General features: G+C 44.1%; 14 protein-coding genes. 9 read left to right on the forward strand and 5 right to left on the reverse strand.

Features of this window, described 5'->3' with window-relative positions:
* Nucleotides 1-53 precede the first annotated feature (53 nt).
* From CEG13_RS01835 to CEG13_RS01860, 6 genes are all read left to right on the forward strand, one after another.
* On the forward strand, nucleotides 54-938 hold the full coding sequence (locus CEG13_RS01835) for a Gfo/Idh/MocA family oxidoreductase (RefSeq protein WP_100010056.1): 885 nt from the start codon (nucleotides 54-56) through the stop codon (nucleotides 936-938).
* A gap of 246 nt (nucleotides 939-1184) precedes the next feature.
* Nucleotides 1185-2201, forward strand: coding sequence for an NAD-dependent epimerase/dehydratase family protein (locus CEG13_RS01840; protein ID WP_100010057.1), 1017 nt, complete (start codon nucleotides 1185-1187; stop codon nucleotides 2199-2201).
* 2 nt (nucleotides 2202-2203) lie between these two features.
* Nucleotides 2204-3271 carry a dihydrodipicolinate synthase family protein gene (locus tag CEG13_RS01845; RefSeq protein WP_100010058.1) on the forward strand — a complete coding sequence of 356 codons (1068 nt, stop codon included), beginning with the start codon at nucleotides 2204-2206 and terminating at the stop codon, nucleotides 3269-3271.
* 97 nt (nucleotides 3272-3368) lie between these two features.
* Nucleotides 3369-4544, forward strand: coding sequence for a M20 family metallopeptidase (locus CEG13_RS01850; RefSeq protein ID WP_100010059.1), 1176 nt, complete (start codon nucleotides 3369-3371; stop codon nucleotides 4542-4544).
* A gap of 55 nt (nucleotides 4545-4599) precedes the next feature.
* Complete coding sequence (locus CEG13_RS01855; protein ID WP_192869505.1) at nucleotides 4600-5757, forward strand: M20 family metallopeptidase; 1158 nt, start codon at nucleotides 4600-4602, stop codon at nucleotides 5755-5757.
* Nucleotides 5758-5843: 86 nt separating this feature from the next.
* Nucleotides 5844-7004: an ROK family transcriptional regulator gene (locus CEG13_RS01860; RefSeq protein ID WP_100010060.1), complete on the forward strand. Its 1161-nt coding sequence runs from the start codon at nucleotides 5844-5846 to the stop codon at nucleotides 7002-7004.
* Nucleotides 7005-7379: 375 nt separating this feature from the next.
* Here the strand turns inward: CEG13_RS01860 and CEG13_RS01865 are convergent, their stop codons facing one another.
* The 4 genes from CEG13_RS01865 to CEG13_RS01880 are packed head-to-tail and all read right to left on the reverse strand — an operon-like array spanning nucleotide 7380 to nucleotide 12582.
* The gene (locus tag CEG13_RS01865) at nucleotides 7380-8534 is read right to left on the reverse strand and encodes a mannitol-1-phosphate 5-dehydrogenase (protein WP_100010061.1); all 1155 of its coding nucleotides are present in this window, start codon (nucleotides 8532-8534) and stop codon (nucleotides 7380-7382) included.
* Nucleotides 8535-8972, reverse strand: a complete 438-nt coding sequence (locus CEG13_RS01870) for a PTS mannitol transporter subunit IIA (protein ID WP_100010062.1) — start codon at nucleotides 8970-8972, stop codon at nucleotides 8535-8537.
* A 19-nt stretch (nucleotides 8973-8991) separates the two neighbouring features.
* Nucleotides 8992-11073: a BglG family transcription antiterminator gene (locus tag CEG13_RS01875; protein ID WP_239984535.1), complete on the reverse strand. Its 2082-nt coding sequence runs from the start codon at nucleotides 11071-11073 to the stop codon at nucleotides 8992-8994.
* A 54-nt stretch (nucleotides 11074-11127) separates the two neighbouring features.
* Nucleotides 11128-12582 (reverse strand): PTS mannitol transporter subunit IIBC, encoded by a 1455-nt coding sequence (locus CEG13_RS01880; RefSeq protein WP_100010064.1) that lies wholly within the window; start codon nucleotides 12580-12582, stop codon nucleotides 11128-11130.
* 549 nt (nucleotides 12583-13131) lie between these two features.
* Between CEG13_RS01880 and CEG13_RS01885 the strand changes: the two genes are divergently transcribed.
* Entirely contained in the window at nucleotides 13132-13668 is a 537-nt protein-coding gene (locus CEG13_RS01885) for an RpnC/YadD family protein (RefSeq protein ID WP_239984536.1), read from the forward strand.
* Nucleotides 13669-13843: 175 nt separating this feature from the next.
* Here the strand turns inward: CEG13_RS01885 and CEG13_RS18555 are convergent, their stop codons facing one another.
* On the reverse strand, nucleotides 13844-15787 hold the full coding sequence (locus tag CEG13_RS18555; protein ID WP_143469642.1) for a tetratricopeptide repeat protein: 1944 nt from the start codon (nucleotides 15785-15787) through the stop codon (nucleotides 13844-13846).
* A 243-nt stretch (nucleotides 15788-16030) separates the two neighbouring features.
* Between CEG13_RS18555 and CEG13_RS01895 the strand changes: the two genes are divergently transcribed.
* On the forward strand, nucleotides 16031-16339 hold the full coding sequence (locus CEG13_RS01895) for a PTS sugar transporter subunit IIB (RefSeq protein ID WP_100010066.1): 309 nt from the start codon (nucleotides 16031-16033) through the stop codon (nucleotides 16337-16339).
* Nucleotides 16340-16365: 26 nt separating this feature from the next.
* Nucleotides 16366-17661, forward strand: a complete 1296-nt coding sequence (celB, locus tag CEG13_RS01900) for a PTS cellobiose transporter subunit IIC (RefSeq protein WP_100010067.1) — start codon at nucleotides 16366-16368, stop codon at nucleotides 17659-17661.
* The last annotated feature ends 102 nt before the right edge of the window (nucleotides 17662-17763 follow it).

The following is a 17763-nucleotide window of genomic DNA, read 5'->3' on the forward strand; positions in this document are numbered from 1 at the left end:
TTTATCTGTTTTTTCAGAAAGGAGAACTGAATTTGAAAAGCCTTTGAATAGGAATGGTTGACCTGGATACGTCTCATCCGAAAGCATGGCTGCCGATATTGCGTTCTTTGGGGCATGAAGTAATTGGTGTATATGATGGAGGAACGGTTTATCCTCCTGGTTATGCTGAACATTTTGCATCTGAAAATAGTATAGACAGGGTATTTGAATCGCTGGATGAAATGGCTGAAGTTGTTGATATGGCGATGATCCACAGTGTTAACTGGGATTTGCATTTGGAAAGAGCGCGTCCGTTTGTCCATGCTGAAAAGGCTTTATTTATTGATAAACCTATGGCGGGCAATAGAAGAGATTTGGAGCAATTACTGGAATGGGAGAGTCAGGGGATGCGTATAACGGGCGGGTCGGCTTTACGCTATTGTAACGAGGTCAGCAATTGGCTGAATGAGCATGATCCCTTTTCAGAATTCGTATTCGCGATGGCAGGATGCTCAACGGATGAATTTAATTACGGCATCCATGCCTACTCACTCATGCACGGACTATTGGGCTCCGGAATGGAGAGTGTGCGCTATTTGGGATCCAGTATGCAGCAACAAATCGAAATCGCCTGGGAAGACGGACGAAAAGGGCTGATTAGTGTTGGTGCAACGAAAGGGTATTTGCCTTTTTACGCAACCGTGGTGACTGAAAATGATGTTTCCCATTTTCAAGTAGATAACAATCAATTGTACCGGCCTATGCTGGAGACAGTATTACCTTATTTAGCTGGTGAAACACAAGCCCCGGTTCCTCTTCAATCGCTCATTGAAATCGAACTGGCAGCCATTGCAGCAAGACGTTCATGGCAAAAGGATGGTCGCAGGATATTTTTGAAGGACATTCCTCTGGATGAGCCCGGTTATGACGGGATGCGTTTTGCAAAAGCTTATCGGTAGCAAAAGATTGGATGAATAATGAAAAGTGTGCTGCTGCAAAGGAAACCAAATAGAACAGATATTTAAGCAAAAACATATTCAGGAACGCAGAGAGAGAAGGGAGAGGTTGTGACAAGTGAACAAAAAACTGACCTGATCACGATAAGATAAAGGAACATATATAACGGGCAAATAATTGCTGGCGGTCCTTGAAGACTGCTTTCGGATGCTAACAGTTAGAAATCTATATGTGCGAGGGAGATACTTATGAAAACCATCGAAGAATTAGAAAAAAAATTAGCTGACCCTTCCCGACAATTAATAAAAGACATTTCCAAGTTAGATGGAGATATTATTATTTTGGGTGTTGGAGGGAAAATGGGACCGAGTTTGGCAAAACTTGCAAAGAACGCGATTGACCAGTCTGGTGTAAATAAAAAGGTCATTGGTGTATCTCGTTTCTCATCTCAAGAAGCACGGGAAGACCTGGAAAACCATGGAATAGAAACAATTGCCGCTGACTTGCTTCACGATGAGCAACTGCAGCAATTGCCTGATGTAAAAAATGTAATTTATATGGCAGGAAACAAATTTGGAACAACTGGAAGAGAATATTTTACTTGGGCAATGAATTCCTACTTGCCTGGCAGGGTCGCAAGTAAATTTCAAAACTCCCGGATCGTCTCTTTTTCATCGGGAAATGTTTATCCGCTGACCCCTGTTTCCCTTGCCGGTACATCAGAGGAACATCCCCCGGGACCGATCGGAGAATATGCTCAATCTTGTCTGGGACGTGAACGTGTATTTGAACATTTCTCCAGGCAGTATGATATACCGTTGGTTCAGTTCAGGTTAAATTATGCAATTGATATGCGCTACGGGGTTTTGCTGGAAATTGCCAAGGCAGTTAAGGAGCAAAAGCCGATTGACTTACAAATGGGGCATGTCAACGTGATTTGGCAGGGAGATGCAAATGAAATGGCCATCCGTTCGTTGGCTATTTGTGAAAATCCTCCGCGGGTTTTAAATGTTACCGGTCCCGAAACGATATCAACACGTTGGTTAGCCGAACGCTTTGGAGAGTTGTTTGAAGTCAAGCCAATATTTGAAAATGAAGAGCAAGATACTGCACTCTTGAATAATGCTTCGCAGTCTCATCGTTTATTTGGTTATCCGAATGTCAGTTTACGGGAGATGATAGACTGGACGGCCGGTTGGGTTCAAGGTGATAGACCGACCTTAAATAAAGCAACTCACTTCCAAGAGAGAAAAGGGGCATTTTAACCATGCAAAATAACATGTTAAATCCCGATATAAAAGAATTATTACATGAAGGTACGGTTATTCCGGCTCACCCTCTGGCGTTAAATGAATCCCGTCAGCTGGATGAGCGCCGTCAACGAGCGCTGACACGTTATTATATGGATGCCGGTGCGGGTGGGGTTGCTGTCGGCGTTCATACAACGCAGTTTGAAATTCGGGATAAGGATATTGATTTACTTGAACCCGTATTGCGTATTGCAGCAGAAGAGGTTGAAAAGGCAAAGCTTTCCCGGCCCTTTATAAAAGTAGCCGGGATATGCGGGCCGACGGAACAGGCTGTTACCGAAGCAAAACTGGCAACGGATCTTGGTTACGATCTGGGACTCGTCAGCATGGGCGGATTGCAGGATTGGTCGGAGAAAGAACTAATTGACAGAGTACGGGAAATAGCAAGCATTATTCCTGTTTTTGGCTTCTATTTGCAGCCATCTGTAGGCGGAAGAGTATTAAGCTATGAATTTTGGGAGGAATTTGCCGAAATCCCCGGTGTCATTGCGATTAAGATAGCGCCTTTCAACCGTTATCAAACGTTGGATGTAGTAAGGGCAGTTTGTCACTCAAGCCGTCGGGATGATATTGTCCTCTACACCGGAAATGATGACAATATTATTGCTGATTTGCTTACCACATACAACATTAATGTTAATGGAAAAATAATCAGCAAAGGTATTGCAGGAGGTCTGCTCGGACATTGGTCGGTTTGGACGAAAAGCGCGGTCGAACTTCTGGAAGAGATAAAACAAGCCCGGAAAGACAAGGGACGAATACCGGCAGAGCTGCTAAGCAGGAATGTCGAAGTAACGGATGCGAATGCTGCTTTTTTTGACGCTAAGCATCAATTCAGAGGTTGCATTGCCGGTATACATGAAGTACTCCGCCGCCAGGGACTTTTGGAAGGATGTTGGTGCCTTGACCCGGACGAGGAATTATCCCAGGGTCAAATGGAAGAAATTGATCGCGTGTATAAAGATTACCCGCATTTGCATGACGATGATTTTGTAAATGAACGTATAAGTAAGTGGTTATCCTGAGACAGCTAATGCAATTGCAAAATTTTTTTGAAGGATAAAAACCGGGTTACAACAATAAAGGCAGAAAGGTGGAAACAACAGAGGAGTGTCTTTTTATATGGAAAAGGAAAATATATCAACTTTTATTGAGGGGAATAAAGAGAGGTTTATCAAACTCAGCAAGAAAATTTGGGGAAATCCCGAGTTGGGTCATCAGGAATTTAAAGCCAGTGAATGGTTATCTGATGAATTGGCAGAAAGCGGATTTGAAGTTGAAAGAGGAATAGCTGGATTGGAAACCGCTTTTAGCGCTGTATATACTTCGAATAAGCCAGGACCGACACTGGCGTACCTGAGTGAATATGATGCATTGCCAATCGGGCATGCGTGTGGACATAACTTAATAGGAGTAATGAGTTTGGCTGCAGGAATAGCATTAAAAGATGCAGCAGATGAATTTGGGGGTAAAATTGTTGTTATGGGCACTCCCGCAGAAGAAACAACTGGAGGAAAAGCAATCATTGCGGAACATGGTTATTTTGATGATGTCGATGCGGCAATGATGGTACACCCTTCTCAAAGTCATTTGAGAAGTGGGACATCAAACACATTGGAAGCTTTACAGTTTGACTTTTCCGGAAAGAATGCTCATGCAGCATCAAAGCCTGAGGAAGGAATTAATGCCCTGGATGCTGCAATTCTTACTTTTAACAACATAAATGCTTTAAGACAGCATACAACTAATGATTCGAAAATTCACGGAATTATAACAAGGGGCGGTGACGTTCCAAATGTGACTCCGGATCACACACAAGCGAAATTTTATGTGCGCACAAAAAGTATAGATACCTTGGGTGCTCTTGTTGAGAAAGTAAAGAACTGTGCAGAAGCAGCTGCATTGGCTACCGGTTGTAAATTAAACATATCAAATTACGAATCAAGATTCATGGATTTAATAACGAACCAAACATTATCACAAGTATACACCGATAATTTGCTGCTATTTGATGTGAAGGAAACGGAGATTAGAGAAAAAAAGGGGGGCGGTGGCTCTACTGACATGGGGAATGTCAGTCATAAAGTTCCTGCTATACATCCTTATATTAAAATACCAAATTCCCCTTATTCCCACCATACAGCTGAATTTCGTGATGCCGCCGGAAGCAATGAAGGGATGAAAGCTTTAATTTTGGGTGCGAAGGTACTGGCTTATAGCGGGTACGATATTTTAAAAGATTCAAATCTGCTGAGCAAAATGAAAGATGAATTTAACAAACAAAATCAAGCAGAATAGTGCAAGGGCTGGAGATCCGATCCAGAATACAGAAATGATTTAAGGGATGGATTAGATGACAGATGTATTGGATTTTCTGAAAGATAAACAAGATGATATGGTTTCCCTGTTAAAAGAAATCGTTGAAATAGAATCTCCTTCTATGGATAAAGAATGCAATGATCAGATGGCTGATAAAATGGCTTTGCTCTTTTCTAACCTCACGAGCGGGAAGAGTGAATGTATTCCTAATCAGACCCGTGGTAATCATCTTCGTGTGACATGGGGAAAAGGTTCAGATCAAATTTTAGTACTGGGACATGTTGATACGGTGTGGAGAAAAGGGGATCTGCAGCGAATTCCATTCAAAATAGAAGACGGCAAAGCTTTTGGACCGGGTGTTTATGATATGAAGGGAGGGCTTATCCAGGGTATATATGCCCTGCATGCGCTGGAAGAATTAAGAAAAGATGTGGGGTGCAAAGTGGTTTTTTTATTGAATTCAGATGAAGAGATCGGAAGCCGCACATCCAGAGAACTTATTGAAGAAGAGGCAAGGAAAAGCAAGTGTGTTCTTGTTCTGGAGCCATACATTTCGAGCAGGGGGGCGCTCAAAACATCCCGAAAAGGAGGCGGAAAGTTTAATATCGATGTAAGAGGAGTTTCCTCCCATGCCGGTAGTGAACCCGAAAAAGGAAAGAATGCCATTATAGAACTTTCTCGTCAGATGTTATACTTGAATAGTCTGAATAACCATCAGTCCGGTACAACAATCAATGTAGGCATAGTAAAAGGAGGGACCAAAACGAATGTGGTTCCCGACCGGGCAGACGCAACTGTTGGTTTCAGGGTGAAGAGTCAGGAAGAAGCTGACCGGATTGCCGCCTTAATATCAGGACTTAAACCATATATGCAGGGAGTTTCCATAGAAGTTACGGGAGGTCTAACCCGGCCGCCCATGGAGGAAAACGAACATACCCGCCGCATATTTAAAATGGCCCAATCCATTGCTAAGGAAAAATTACATGTTGATTTGCAAAGTCAGGCAACTGGAGGAGGAAGTGATGGTAATTTTACTTCTTCTCTATCTCCCACAATCGATGGTTTAGGCGCAGTCGGAGGTGGTGCCCATGCTTTACATGAACATTTAATCATTGATGAAATGCCAAAAAGGAGTGCACTGGTCGCTTATTTGATAGAAGAATTATCCCATCAGGAGGTAGTGTGGCAGTAACCTTTTGTGGGACAAAAACCAAAGTAGCGGATGTTTGATAACCAGATTGCTGCTTTTGTGAAAATGTTTATGAAAGAGGATGGAATATGGAACGTGGTACATTTCAATTAATGAAATCAGTTAATAAATCAATTATACTAAATAAAATACGAACAAGTGAACCTGTTTCCCGTGCGCAAATTGCCAAAGAAACATTGCTTACCCCACCTACAGTCAGCAGTATTGTACGTGAATTGATTGATCAGGGATTAGTTAAGGAAAGTAAGCTAGGTAAATCAAAAGTTGGGCGTAAACCTACCATGCTCCTGGTTAATGAAGATGGATTTTATGTGATTGGCGTTGACGCAGGTCCTAAAACAATCGAATGTATACTTAGTAATTTATCAGGTTGTATAAAGGACAGAGTAGTTGTTTCAATTGAATTCCCATTGATGAATGATTCATTTCTTACCTTATTAAAAGATAGTATACATAAAATTATAAAAAAAGCAAACAACCGTGAAAAGATACTGGGAATTGGTATGGCAATGCACGGAGTTGTTGATATCGAAACAGGCATCTCTTTAATTGCCCCGATTCTGCAATTAAGGGATATTCCAATTAAACACGAGCTTGAGCGTGAATTTGGATTGGTTGTTACTGTTGAAAATGATGCTCGGGCGATGGCTTTGGGAGAATCATGGTTTGGCCAATACGGAAATGTTTCCAGTATGATGGCTGTTAATTTAGGATCCGGGGTTGGAGCTGGCATTGTCGTAGATGGAAAATTATATCATGGAGCAACCGATTTAGGTGGCGAAGTGGGACATATGACAATTGATATGAATGGGGAACGCTGTGAATGTGGAAATCAAGGATGTTTGGAATCATTTGCCTCAGCTCCATCGATTGTTAAACGAGCAAATAAATTAATACCGGATAAAAGCATTTTATCCAGTCAAGAAGTGTTTGATTTAGCTGTTCAAAACGATCAAAAATGTATTAATTTATTACAAGAAACTGGAGTTATTTTAGGAGTGGGCCTCACGAATGTCGTTCATATTATAAATCCTGAGCTGATCATATTGGGTGGTGGTGTCTCGAAATCAGAAAAATTTATTTTAAATCCAATCCAAAAAACCATCAATGAAAGAGGTTTGACAGAAAAAGCTAAAAAGACAAATGTAGTCATTTCCAAATTGGGGGATGATGCGACAGTTCTTGGTGCAGTAGCGTTAGTGCTAATCGGATTATTTGATCCGAGATAAAGAATACGGCTAAAAGCGCAGTTACTCATCTTTCTGAGTGGAAATTGGCATCTGCTATCATCCATTTTATGATAATTTGCCAATTTTTTTACAGAAATTTAGGGAAGCGTACGATTGAAATTTGTATGCTTCCCCTTATTCATCAATGAAACCCTGCTGTTTAACTCGAATTCAAATACGGATAAACTTTTCCCCTGCCTCAGTCCCCAGTTTTCCTTTATCAACATACACGGTTTTTTTACTTTGTTGATCATAAACCAGCAAACGTAGATTTCCTTTAGATCTTTAGCTGATTGAGCTCTATCCCTTACTTGCGAACTGTTGTTCGTTAATCAAGTGACACGACTCCATGAAAAAAGGCTGAACACTCTGTGTTCAGTCTTTTTTCATTTCCTCCAATTCCTTCAGCACCGTATCAATCAGCGGATTACCCGCATCCAACTGAGAAACAGTTTTAAGTGCTTCGGCATAGCCATGTTCACGGATCATTTGCTGCAGCTCCACAGCCTCCGGGTCGGCTTCGTGCTTGTATTCCATTACGGCGGCGATGACTTTTGCCAGGTAAACGGGCTGCTTCCCGGTTTTTTCCATATAAAGGCTTGCCGGGCGGATCAGGCGGTCACGGGCACCAAGCTTGCGGATGGGGCCTCTTCCGACTCGGGTTACTTCATCCGAAATATACGGATTTTGAAAGCGGTCGGTGATTTTCTGGATGTAAGCTTGATGCGCTTCCCGGTCAAATTGATAGGTTTGAATCAGTGCTTCACCGGACTCAGCCAATGCCCCCTGGATCGTGTCCATCACCTTTTCATCGCGCATCGCGTCAGTGATGGTCTCATGTCCAAACCAGCGGCCCATGTAGGCTGCGGCGGCATGCCCGGTGTTGACGGTAAATAATTTGCGTTCGATGTATGGGGTCAAATCGTCGACGAACGTGATCCCATCGATAGCTGGCCGCTCCCCTTTAATCCCTGAAGATTCGACTACCCACTCGTAATAAGGTTCGACCGCCACTGTCAACACATCTTCATTGTCCTGATTCGGAACAATCCGATCTACCGCAGCGTTCGGAAAGCCAAAAATATCTGAAAAAACAGACCTTTCTTCCTCCGTCAGATGCTCAAATACCTTTTCCTTCAAGAGGGAACTTCCGCCGATCATGTTTTCACAGGCGATCAAATTTAGCGGCTGCTTGCTTGCCTTCAAACGCTCGCGCAAACCCTTGGCAATTAACTCGGAAATCACCCCAAGCACATTGGGACCTACGGCGGTGGTGACGAGATCTGCCTGGGTCAATGCCTCCACTGCCTTTTCCGGATGTTCCAGGCTGTTGATTCCCTGCACATTTTCCACGGTAAGTGTTTCGCTGTTTTCTGCCGCTAAAACCACTTGGTAGCTCTGTTTTTCATTCAGCTTCTTGATGATCTCCTCGTTTACATCGACAAAAATGGTCTGATAGCCGGCTTCATGCAGCAGTGCAGCAATGAAGCCACGGCCAATATTGCCTGCACCAAAATGTACTGCCAGCATTTAGTTCACCTCATCAAAAAGACGGATAATTTCTTCCTTGGATTCTGCTTCGACGATCCTGGAAATATTTTCTTCCTCCGAACAGACGAGGGCGATTTTTGAGAGAATTTCCAGATGCTCATCGCCTTTTCCTGCGATGCCGATCAGCACTTTGACGGTATTGGCATCACCGAATTCTACGCCATCCGGTACCGTGACGACCGAGATTCCGGTTTCCAGCACGGCTGTTTTGGCATCCTCGGTACCGTGGGGAATGGCAACGTAATTTCCCATATAGGTGGAAGTCACTTCTTCCCGCTCCAGCATTTTATCCACATAACTCGGTTCAACATAGCCATTATCAACCAGAATTCCGCCCGCCTGGCGAATGGCTTCCTCCTGTGTGTTCAACACTGCATTCAACTGAATATTATCTCTGCTCAATACTTCTTTTGCCATGGTTTCAGCACTCCTTTAATTATATTTTTTCTTGGATGAAGGCTTGGAATTGCTCAGACAGAAATTTCGCTATATCCTTTTCATTCCCTGACTCGAACAATCCTATGCTCTGGATGATCAGGCTGCTGATATAGCTCATGATTTCCAATGTCTCACTGCTTGCCTCTGACGGCGCAAGCATTAAGAGCATGCGCTTCATCTTCCCTTCGCCGCCGTCCATGCTGGCAACGGAAATCGGCTCTTTTAGTGAATAAATCGAGAACCTGGGGGACAAAACTGCGTCTGACCGGCTATGATACAAGGCTAAGGACGTATCTGGAATACCCAGTCCACTGATTTCCCCGCGTTCCCGCAAACGCTGATAAATCGTTTCCTGACTGGTTATGGTTCTGCTTTTTTCCAAATCAGCGCAAGCCAGACGAAGCAGGGAATCCAGTGAAGATTTTAGGTCCACATCGATGATGGAAAACGACCGCATAACGGCTAAAATCGTCTCGCTATACTGCTGGACCGCCGTAAGAGACGAGAGAAAATCCATCGGCTCCTCGGTCGATTTTGCCGCTGACTGCCGGTATATGAGTTTTCTTTGCCGGACTTGTTTATGAATCCGCTCCAGTTCTCCTTTTGTAAGCATTGGCGAGGCGAGGACATAATTTGCTGTCCCCTGGAGCGGAACGGTGGAAACGACCAGATCATACTTCGTTGTATCTGTTTGAGCCAGGTCAAACATGGATTTATTGTCCACCTGCTTAATTTCCGGAACGCGCTGCATCAGCTTGGTTGCCAAAATTTTTGCCGTGCCGATACCGCTGGAGCAAATCACCAGGGCACGCAGATGAATGTCCCGTTCATTCGTTAAAATTACGGACGCGAAATGCAGAACGAGATAGCCTATTTCATCATCCGGAAAATCGATATCCGGAAAAACTTCCTCTACCGCTTGCCTGATGATTTCATGCAACTCCAGATAATCGCGTTTGATTTCAGCAATCATCGGATTTTTTATGTTCATTCCTTGTTCCAACCGGTACATCGTTGGCTTCAGATGGGCAACGAGATCTTTTAGTAATGCTGAATCAGCATGCAGATCGGTACCCAATTCACTGCCGACACGTTCAATCAGCTCCCTGGTTTTAACTGCAATATCCACACTGGAATCTTCCAGAAAATACGGATGGTCATTCCGCAGCTTTGCCCCCATCAGATGCATGGTGATATAGCCAACCTCATCTTCGGGAATCGTCATGTCCAGTGCAGTTTCCAAATCGGCAATGATTCGCTTGGCAATCGCATATTCCTTCGTGTTCCCGATTTTCCGCATATAGGCCGGGTCAAAGGTAATGGTATCCCCTTTTTGCAGCCGCTCGATCGCCAAGGCAAGATGCACGACCAGCCCAACATAGGCACTGTCAGCCAAATCATGCGGCAGTTCGCTTCTGGCATCTTCTACCCGTTTTTCGATGACGGCAAGTTTTTCTGGATCCATCAAGCCAAGCAGCCGGGCAGAAATCGTGCCCAGCTGTGGTTTCGTCTTCTTTTGAATCGTTTCTTTGATAATGGAGACGAAGGAAAAAGGGTCAACGTTATCAGCAATCAGCTCGCTGATCACCGCACGTTTCTCTTTTTCCCCGCCGTTGATTTTGACGCCATATCCCCGCCTGCGAACAAGGTGGAGGTGGTTGGCAGCCAACAGACTTTCCAGCTGATCAAGATCATGGCTGACCGTCGCCTCTGTTACACGCAGTTCCTGTGCCAGTGCAAACAGCTTTAACGGTTCATTTGTTTCCAAAAGGGCGGCTAACAGAATGGCTCTTCGCTCTTCTGGGGTATAATCCGTGGATGTAACCAGCTGCAATGCTGATTCCAGCTGCTCCTTTCCTTCGCTTGCCCCGTAAATCTGGACACCGCTGCCGGCTTTCTTTTTCAGGGTGAGCTGATAGGCCGCCAGAAATCCCTCGAGATTATTCAGATCACGGTGGATCGTCCGGGGACTCACCTTAAGCGCCACGGCGATCTCCTTCACGGTCACTGCCTCATTGCCCGCCTTCAGCAAATATTCGAGTATCTTACGTTCACGGCCTGATAGATACAAACTGCTCACCACCTTTACTGCAGATTAGCAGGCAGTAAAATCCCCACTGAATGAAGTTTCCCTTTACTGTTTAAACCGTTCCACCAGTTCATCGTATTTCGGGCTGTTCAAAAAGTTTTCCACCGAAATATGCTCGGCTGTTGGCAATTTGTCCTTGGCGCGGTCGGTTAAATCTTTATGCGTGATCACGATGTCAGCATCTGATGGAATGTTATTAATCGATGTGTTGTTCACATTCATATCAATTTCCGCTTTCTTGAATTTGTTTTTCAATAGCGAAGAGCCCATCGCACTGGAGCCCATCCCCGCATCGCATGCGAAAATGATTTTATCGACTGCTTCTGCCGGTTTTTGCTCGTTGTCTGTTTCGACCTGTTCCTGTGCCTCTTCAATTTTCTCTTCTTCTGCGTCTTGAGCCAGGGCACCGGAGACAGAGCTTTGCTTGCCTTTCATATCTTCCATCTTACCAGTTGCCGCAGATAAATCTTCTTCTTCCGCTTTGCTCGTCTTTAGGATAACCGAAGCAATCGCAAAAGAAACAGCCGCGGCTGCCACGACACCAAGAATGACGCCGATATAATTTCCCTGTGGTGTCAATGCAAGAATGGCAAAAATACTTCCCGGGGATGCGGGCGCAACCAGTCCAACATTAAATAGGGTGAAGGTAAATACCCCGGTAACCCCGCCGCCGATCACAGCCAACAGCAGCATCGGTTTCATCAGCACATATGGGAAATAAATCTCGTGGATCCCGCCGAGAAACTGAATCGCCGCCGCACCGGATGCAGAACTTTTCGCCATGCCTTTGCCAAACACCACAAAGGCGAGCAGAAGTCCCAGGCCAGGTCCCGGATTCGCCTCAAGCAGGAAGAGAATTGATTTCCCGGCTTCGGTTGCCTGATCCAGCCCGATCGGAGTCAATATCCCGTGGTTGATTGCATTGTTTAAAAACAATATTTTTGCCGGTTCAATGATAATATTGGCAAGCGGCAGCAACCCGGCTGCAATAATTGCCTCTACCCCGGCAGCCAATGCATTGTTCATTGCTGCTACAACAGGTCCGATAGCCAACACGGCAATGATCGCAAGCAGTGCACCCAGAATTCCGGCAGAGAAATTGTTGTAAAGCATCTCAAAACCGGATTTGATTTTATCCTGAAACGCCTGATCAATTTTCTTCAACAGATAACCTGCCAGCGGCCCTATAATCATGGCGCCTAAAAACATCGGGATGTCTGCCCCAACAATAACCCCCATTGTGGCAGTCGCACCTACGACACCACCACGGGATTCATGGACTACCTTACCTCCAGTGTAACCAATTAACAGCGGCAGCAGATAATTGATCATCGGATCGACCAATGTTGCCAAAGTCTCATTTGGCAGCCAGCCATCCGGAATAAATAAAGCTGTAATAATACCCCAAGCGATAAACGCACCGATGTTTGGCATGATCATCCCGCTCAGAAAACTGCCAAACCGCTGCGCCTTCGCACGAATACCTTTATTTTCCGCCATGTTACTACACTCCTTTTTACGATTATTTGTGCTTGGCCTGACCAAGCTGATGTTTTGTGCGTCATTTGGTGAATAAGTAAAAAGACTTTCTGTTATTATGATAAGCGCTTGCAACGGTTCTCTTCAATCTAATCTTAATGTGAATTTGGCAGGGGAGATGTTGACATTTTTTAATTGGGAGGAGGACAAGATGCTCCAGTTAGGAGTCATCAAGATTCAAGGATACCGGTAATCTTTGAGACTCGGGAGCATACCCCGAAATGGCTTGCGCGAGGTCCCCATTTAGCTGATTGGCAGTGTATTTCAGCACGCCTGTCTCAACCTTCATTTTTGGGGATGCCGTACCAGCCTGGATATACGCGCGAAAGTTGCTTAGTTCGTAGTATTTGGTTATGAACTGGATATTACTCGAATGACGGGTCTATTTTTTCTGGCCAGGATACCCTGATTATCATTCAGGTCGAACCGCAAAGCTCCTATCAGAAAAACTTTTATGAACGAATGTATCAGTATTTCAGTCTATTGTATAATAAATATAGGAAACCAATCTTGCCGATCGCGGTACTTAGTTATGATGAAGAGCGCTATGAGCAAGACTATTACACGATGGAATTTCCGTTTTTCAAAATGCTGACCTTCAACTTTTACACGATTGAGTTACAAAAAGAGAACTGGCGGGAATATATAGAATCAGACAACCCCGTAGCCGCTGCATTACTCAGTAAGATGAATTATACGGATGAGGAACGCGTTCAGGTGCGCATAGAATTCCTCAGGATGATGACAAGGATGGAACTGGACCCGGCCAGAGCCCGGTTAATTAATGGAATTTTCGAACAATATTTAAAACTTACCAAACAAGAGGAGGAACAATTGATGGAAGAAATCAAGCAGATGGAAGAGGCGGAGGAAATTTTGCACTTGCCTAATAGCTGGGAAGAGAAAGGGATTGAGAAAGGGAAATTAGTGGAAAAACGCAACAATGCTATAGAAATGCTAAAAAACGGAGCTTCCGATTCATTTATCATGAAAGTGACAAAACTGGATAAAGAAGAGCTGGAAGAGCTGAAAGAGGAATTGGATTAACCAGCAATCAGAGTCCTTCCATAGGGAGTGGAAGAACGTAACACACTTAAAAATGAAATCACTCATAACAGCTAGCGAGGATTATCGTCCCTGCAAAATCAAACAGGCTGCCAACAAGGCAGCCTGTAATTATCTGCTTCTCAAAAATGCAGTGGGTTGCTTAGCATGCTTCCCTTCACATCCGCTCCAATGCCTTCATCATTTCCCTTGCATCTTCCCAAAGCTGAATATTCTGCTGTACATAATCAACCGCCTCCGTATCATCACCCACGCCAATATAGTTTGATTGCTCCTCAGGAACCTGCTTCTTCCCAGTCAGATAACCCTTAACATGTGGATTCTGCTCATCCGCCTGTTTCAGCAGGGCCTTGGTTTCTGAATTCAAGCCATCCGTAAAATAGGCCAAAAGCGCACGGTTAAACTGGAAAGCTGCCGAAGAATCCTCCGCATACCTCTGCAATACTTGCTCGGCATCCTGGTAACGCTTCTCATCCAGGTAGGCAGTCACCAACAGGTAGCGAATCCCCTGGTTATCATGCGGATTGAGCTCGATTAACTCCTCAAAATGCCGGATCGCCTGGTCTTTATCTCCCATTGCATAAAGCGTCACGCCGTACTCTGCCTTGGTCCGCATATATGGCCGGGTTTCCATCATCATCCAGAAGTGCCCTTTATTTTCGCGAAAAAACTCCTCGCCCAAATCTTTTTCTCCTGCAGCGAGCGCTTTCCGGTAAAGATCCAACTGTTTCAGCGGCTTCCTTTCATCCTCAGCCATCAATGCATAAGCTTCCGGACTGTTCGGGTAAAGCTCCAGCGCCTCATTGATCAGCTTCTTTCGCTTGGCCGGTGAAGTCTCTACCGACCGCGCCTCATACAGCTTGTCCTGCGCCTGATCACGCGGAGACGAAGAAGCAAACTGACCCAGATCTTTATTATTGATGTTATCCTTCATAAATTGCTGAATCTCTTCTTCGGATTCCAGGCCGCGTTCTTCTATAGCCTTGCTGAGATTGCGCATCATTTTTTCCATTTCCATCCGGCCTTCGGTAAGCTGTGGATCATCAACTGGATCGAATCCGCCACCTTCAAACAATTCAGCCAGCCGATTCGACATGTCATCAGTCTCAAATCCCTCTTCCAGCAATCTGATTTTCTGAGAAACCATCCCGGCAGAAGTATCGTATTCTTCGGCCAGCTCCTTCTGTGTGACAGGCTCAACCTGCATGGCTTCACGGACAAGGTATTCAAGTGCTGCCGCAAAGGCGTGAGGTTTTCGGAAAGAAGGATGTTGCGTGTCGCAATATGCTTTCCAGGTCAAGACAGCCTTGGCAATCATATGTTCATCTGCGCGTTTAGCCTGCATATGTTTTGCCATCATTTCCGCAACTCTTTCATACAATGGATGATCCCATTCCAAATGCAGTGTCTCTTCCTCTTCAATCGTCAAAACTTCCTCCAGAAAATCAGGGAAACTTTCCGCCAGACCTTCTTCGCCATAATTACTGGCGATGTCTCTCACTTGTTCATTCACATCACGAAGTTCAATCATAGATAGTAGGAATTCATGATGCTCTATAAATGGGAGAAGAATGCCAATGGCGATACTTCCGGCCTTGAAATCATCCTCCTCAGAAAAGGGGACAGCATAGGTTTCTTTGGTGAAAATCTCCTGGAAAGCAGCTTTTTCTCCTGGTCCGCTTCCGGTAGATAGAACCTCATAAACAGCCGGCGGGTATTCTTTCCATGTGGCAAACAGGCTTTTGACCCTGGTATGCCGTATGTTTTTCTCTTCTTTTTTATAGAAAAGGTCAAAAATCGTTTCATCCTTATCATTGACAGGTTCGTGGGTAATCGTCCACAAGGTAACCCCCGCCATATATGACTCTCTTCTATCCGGATCATCTATTAGTTCCGGCCGTGGATAGCTGCTTACGATTTCATTCAAATGATTCTCATGGTGTTCAACCGCAAAGGAAATCAGCCGGTCATGCAGACGATTCAGCTCCATATTATACCGGTCCGGACTGATCTCCACGACATTCGACTTCCCATGGCATTTCTTATACTTTTTCCCGCTGCCGCACGGGCATGGGTCATTTCTTCCTATCTTTTCATTCATAGGTTCAACCACCTTAAATAATCGTTGGACTTTATGTTTATTATGGGGGAATAGGCTGGATTGTTCAAGACTCACAAAAAGGGCTGCGGAAATTTGACCTCAACAAACAAGAGTAAGGATATAGTTCAAATGTAAGCGTTTAATAAATTCCGCCATCTAACGGAAAAACAATGTGTTTAGATACTTTTGACAATGATCTAAAATTAATTTATAGCAATAAAACATAACAAGGAGGAATTTTAAATGAAACGTATTCTACTAGCATGTTCTTCAGGGATGTCAACAAGTCTATTAGTAAAAAAAATGGAGGAAGCAGCTGAAGAAAAGGGTATTGAAGCGGATATCTGGGCTGTGTCAAACGATAAAGCAAAAACCGATATGGCAAAAGCGGATGTATTATTGATCGGTCCGCAAATGAGATTCATGAAGAAAAAATTAGAAAAAACAGCGGGGGAACTTAATATTCCATTGGATGTCATTGACCCGGTAGCATATGGAAGAGTGGATGGAGAAGCAGTTTTGAACAAAGCTTTGGAACTTATGGAGAAATAACCTGAAGATCAATAGGAGGAGAAAAAATGGAAAACAGCAAATTCATGCAGGTTTTAGAAGATTTTTTGCTTCCCATAGCGGACAAGTTAAATAACAACCGTTATCTAACTGCACTAAGGGACGGATTTATGGTGGCGCTGCCATTGATCATTTTCGGGTCAATATTTGTGGTAATTGCCAATTTCCCATTCCTTGATGAAATCATAAGTGAAGACGCTTTTGCAGCTTATCAAAACGCATTAGGACCAGCCTCTGCAGCAACCTTGAGTATAATGGGATTGTTTGTAATCATGGGGATTGGTTATAAGCTGACGGAGTATTATGAGGGGGAAGCAATATATGGTGGCGCCGTAGCCTTAGCAGCCTTTCTCATATTAACGCCACAGACCCTTGAGGAAGTATCTGGGGTCATCCCTGTAGCTGCCTTGGGCGCTGAAGGGCTTTTCCTTGGTATATTTACAGCCTTTATTTCGGCTGAACTATATCGTTTTTTTGTCCAAAAGGATTGGACAATTAAAATGCCTGCAGGTGTTCCGGAAGCCGTATCAAGGTCATTTAGCTCTTTGATACCGATTGGACTGACACTTACTATATTTTTATTGATTCGAATTATATTCAATATCACCCCATTTGGCACGGTTCAAAACTTTATTTATACTATTATTCAGGAACCATTGACCGTGCTTGGAAGCGGGCTGCCAGCAACTATTGTAGCCGTGTTGCTAATCCAGATATTCTGGTTCTTTGGGCTGCATGGACAGATCATAATAAACTCTGTTTTTGACCCGGTTTGGTATGCGCTGAACAATCAGAACCTGGAGGCTTTTCAAGCTGGTACAGAACTTCCTAATATTATAACAAAACAATTCATTGATTCATTTCTCGTCGGTATGGGCGGAACTGGTATGACGTTGGCAGTCATTATACTAATCTTCCTGATTGGAAAAAGCAGACAGAATAAGGAGATAGGTAGATTGGGTGCCCCGGCTGGTATCTTTAATGTAAACGAGCCAATTATTTTTGGGCTTCCTATCATCATGAATCCATTAGTTCTTATCCCATGGCTGCTGGCTCCCGTAGTTGTGACGATTATTACCTATTTTGCTATGTCAACAGGTTTGGTTCCTAAACCAGCAGGTATTATCGTACCATGGACAACACCGCCAATTTTAAGTGGATTTTTAGCAACTGGAAATGCCTGGCAAGGAGCTGTTTTGCAGGTGTTTAACCTAATTGTTGTCATGTTAATATGGTGGCCATTCTTAAAAATACTGGATAAAAATTATTACGAGAGAGAGAAAAAAGAGAAGGCAAAAGAATAAATCCGAGGGATAACTTTAGCTTCCTCGATAAAGTTGGGAAATGGACAAGTGTTACAAAAAATATAGTTCCTTAAAAGGGACTATATTACTTAAAGATAGAGG

It is taken from the genome of Lentibacillus sediminis, from assembly GCF_002763455.1.
In the GTDB taxonomy this organism is placed as follows: domain Bacteria; phylum Bacillota; class Bacilli; order Bacillales; family Amphibacillaceae; genus Lentibacillus_D; species Lentibacillus_D sediminis_A.

Coding starts and splice junctions, on each gene's coding strand:
- CEG13_RS01835 (WP_100010056.1), top strand. CDS start 54: ATGGTTGACCTGGATACGTCTCATCCGAAAGCATGGCTGCCGATATTG.
- CEG13_RS01840 (WP_100010057.1), top strand. CDS start 1,185: ATGAAAACCATCGAAGAATTAGAAAAAAAATTAGCTGACCCTTCCCGA.
- CEG13_RS01845 (WP_100010058.1), top strand. CDS start 2,204: ATGCAAAATAACATGTTAAATCCCGATATAAAAGAATTATTACATGAA.
- CEG13_RS01850 (WP_100010059.1), top strand. CDS start 3,369: ATGGAAAAGGAAAATATATCAACTTTTATTGAGGGGAATAAAGAGAGG.
- CEG13_RS01855 (WP_192869505.1), top strand. CDS start 4,600: ATGACAGATGTATTGGATTTTCTGAAAGATAAACAAGATGATATGGTT.
- CEG13_RS01860 (WP_100010060.1), top strand. CDS start 5,844: ATGGAACGTGGTACATTTCAATTAATGAAATCAGTTAATAAATCAATT.
- CEG13_RS01865 (WP_100010061.1), bottom strand. CDS start 8,534: ATGCTGGCAGTACATTTTGGTGCAGGCAATATTGGCCGTGGCTTCATT.
- CEG13_RS01870 (WP_100010062.1), bottom strand. CDS start 8,972: ATGGCAAAAGAAGTATTGAGCAGAGATAATATTCAGTTGAATGCAGTG.
- CEG13_RS01880 (WP_100010064.1), bottom strand. CDS start 12,582: ATGGCGGAAAATAAAGGTATTCGTGCGAAGGCGCAGCGGTTTGGCAGT.
- CEG13_RS18555 (WP_143469642.1), bottom strand. CDS start 15,787: ATGAATGAAAAGATAGGAAGAAATGACCCATGCCCGTGCGGCAGCGGG.
- CEG13_RS01895 (WP_100010066.1), top strand. CDS start 16,031: ATGAAACGTATTCTACTAGCATGTTCTTCAGGGATGTCAACAAGTCTA.
- celB (WP_100010067.1), top strand. CDS start 16,366: ATGGAAAACAGCAAATTCATGCAGGTTTTAGAAGATTTTTTGCTTCCC.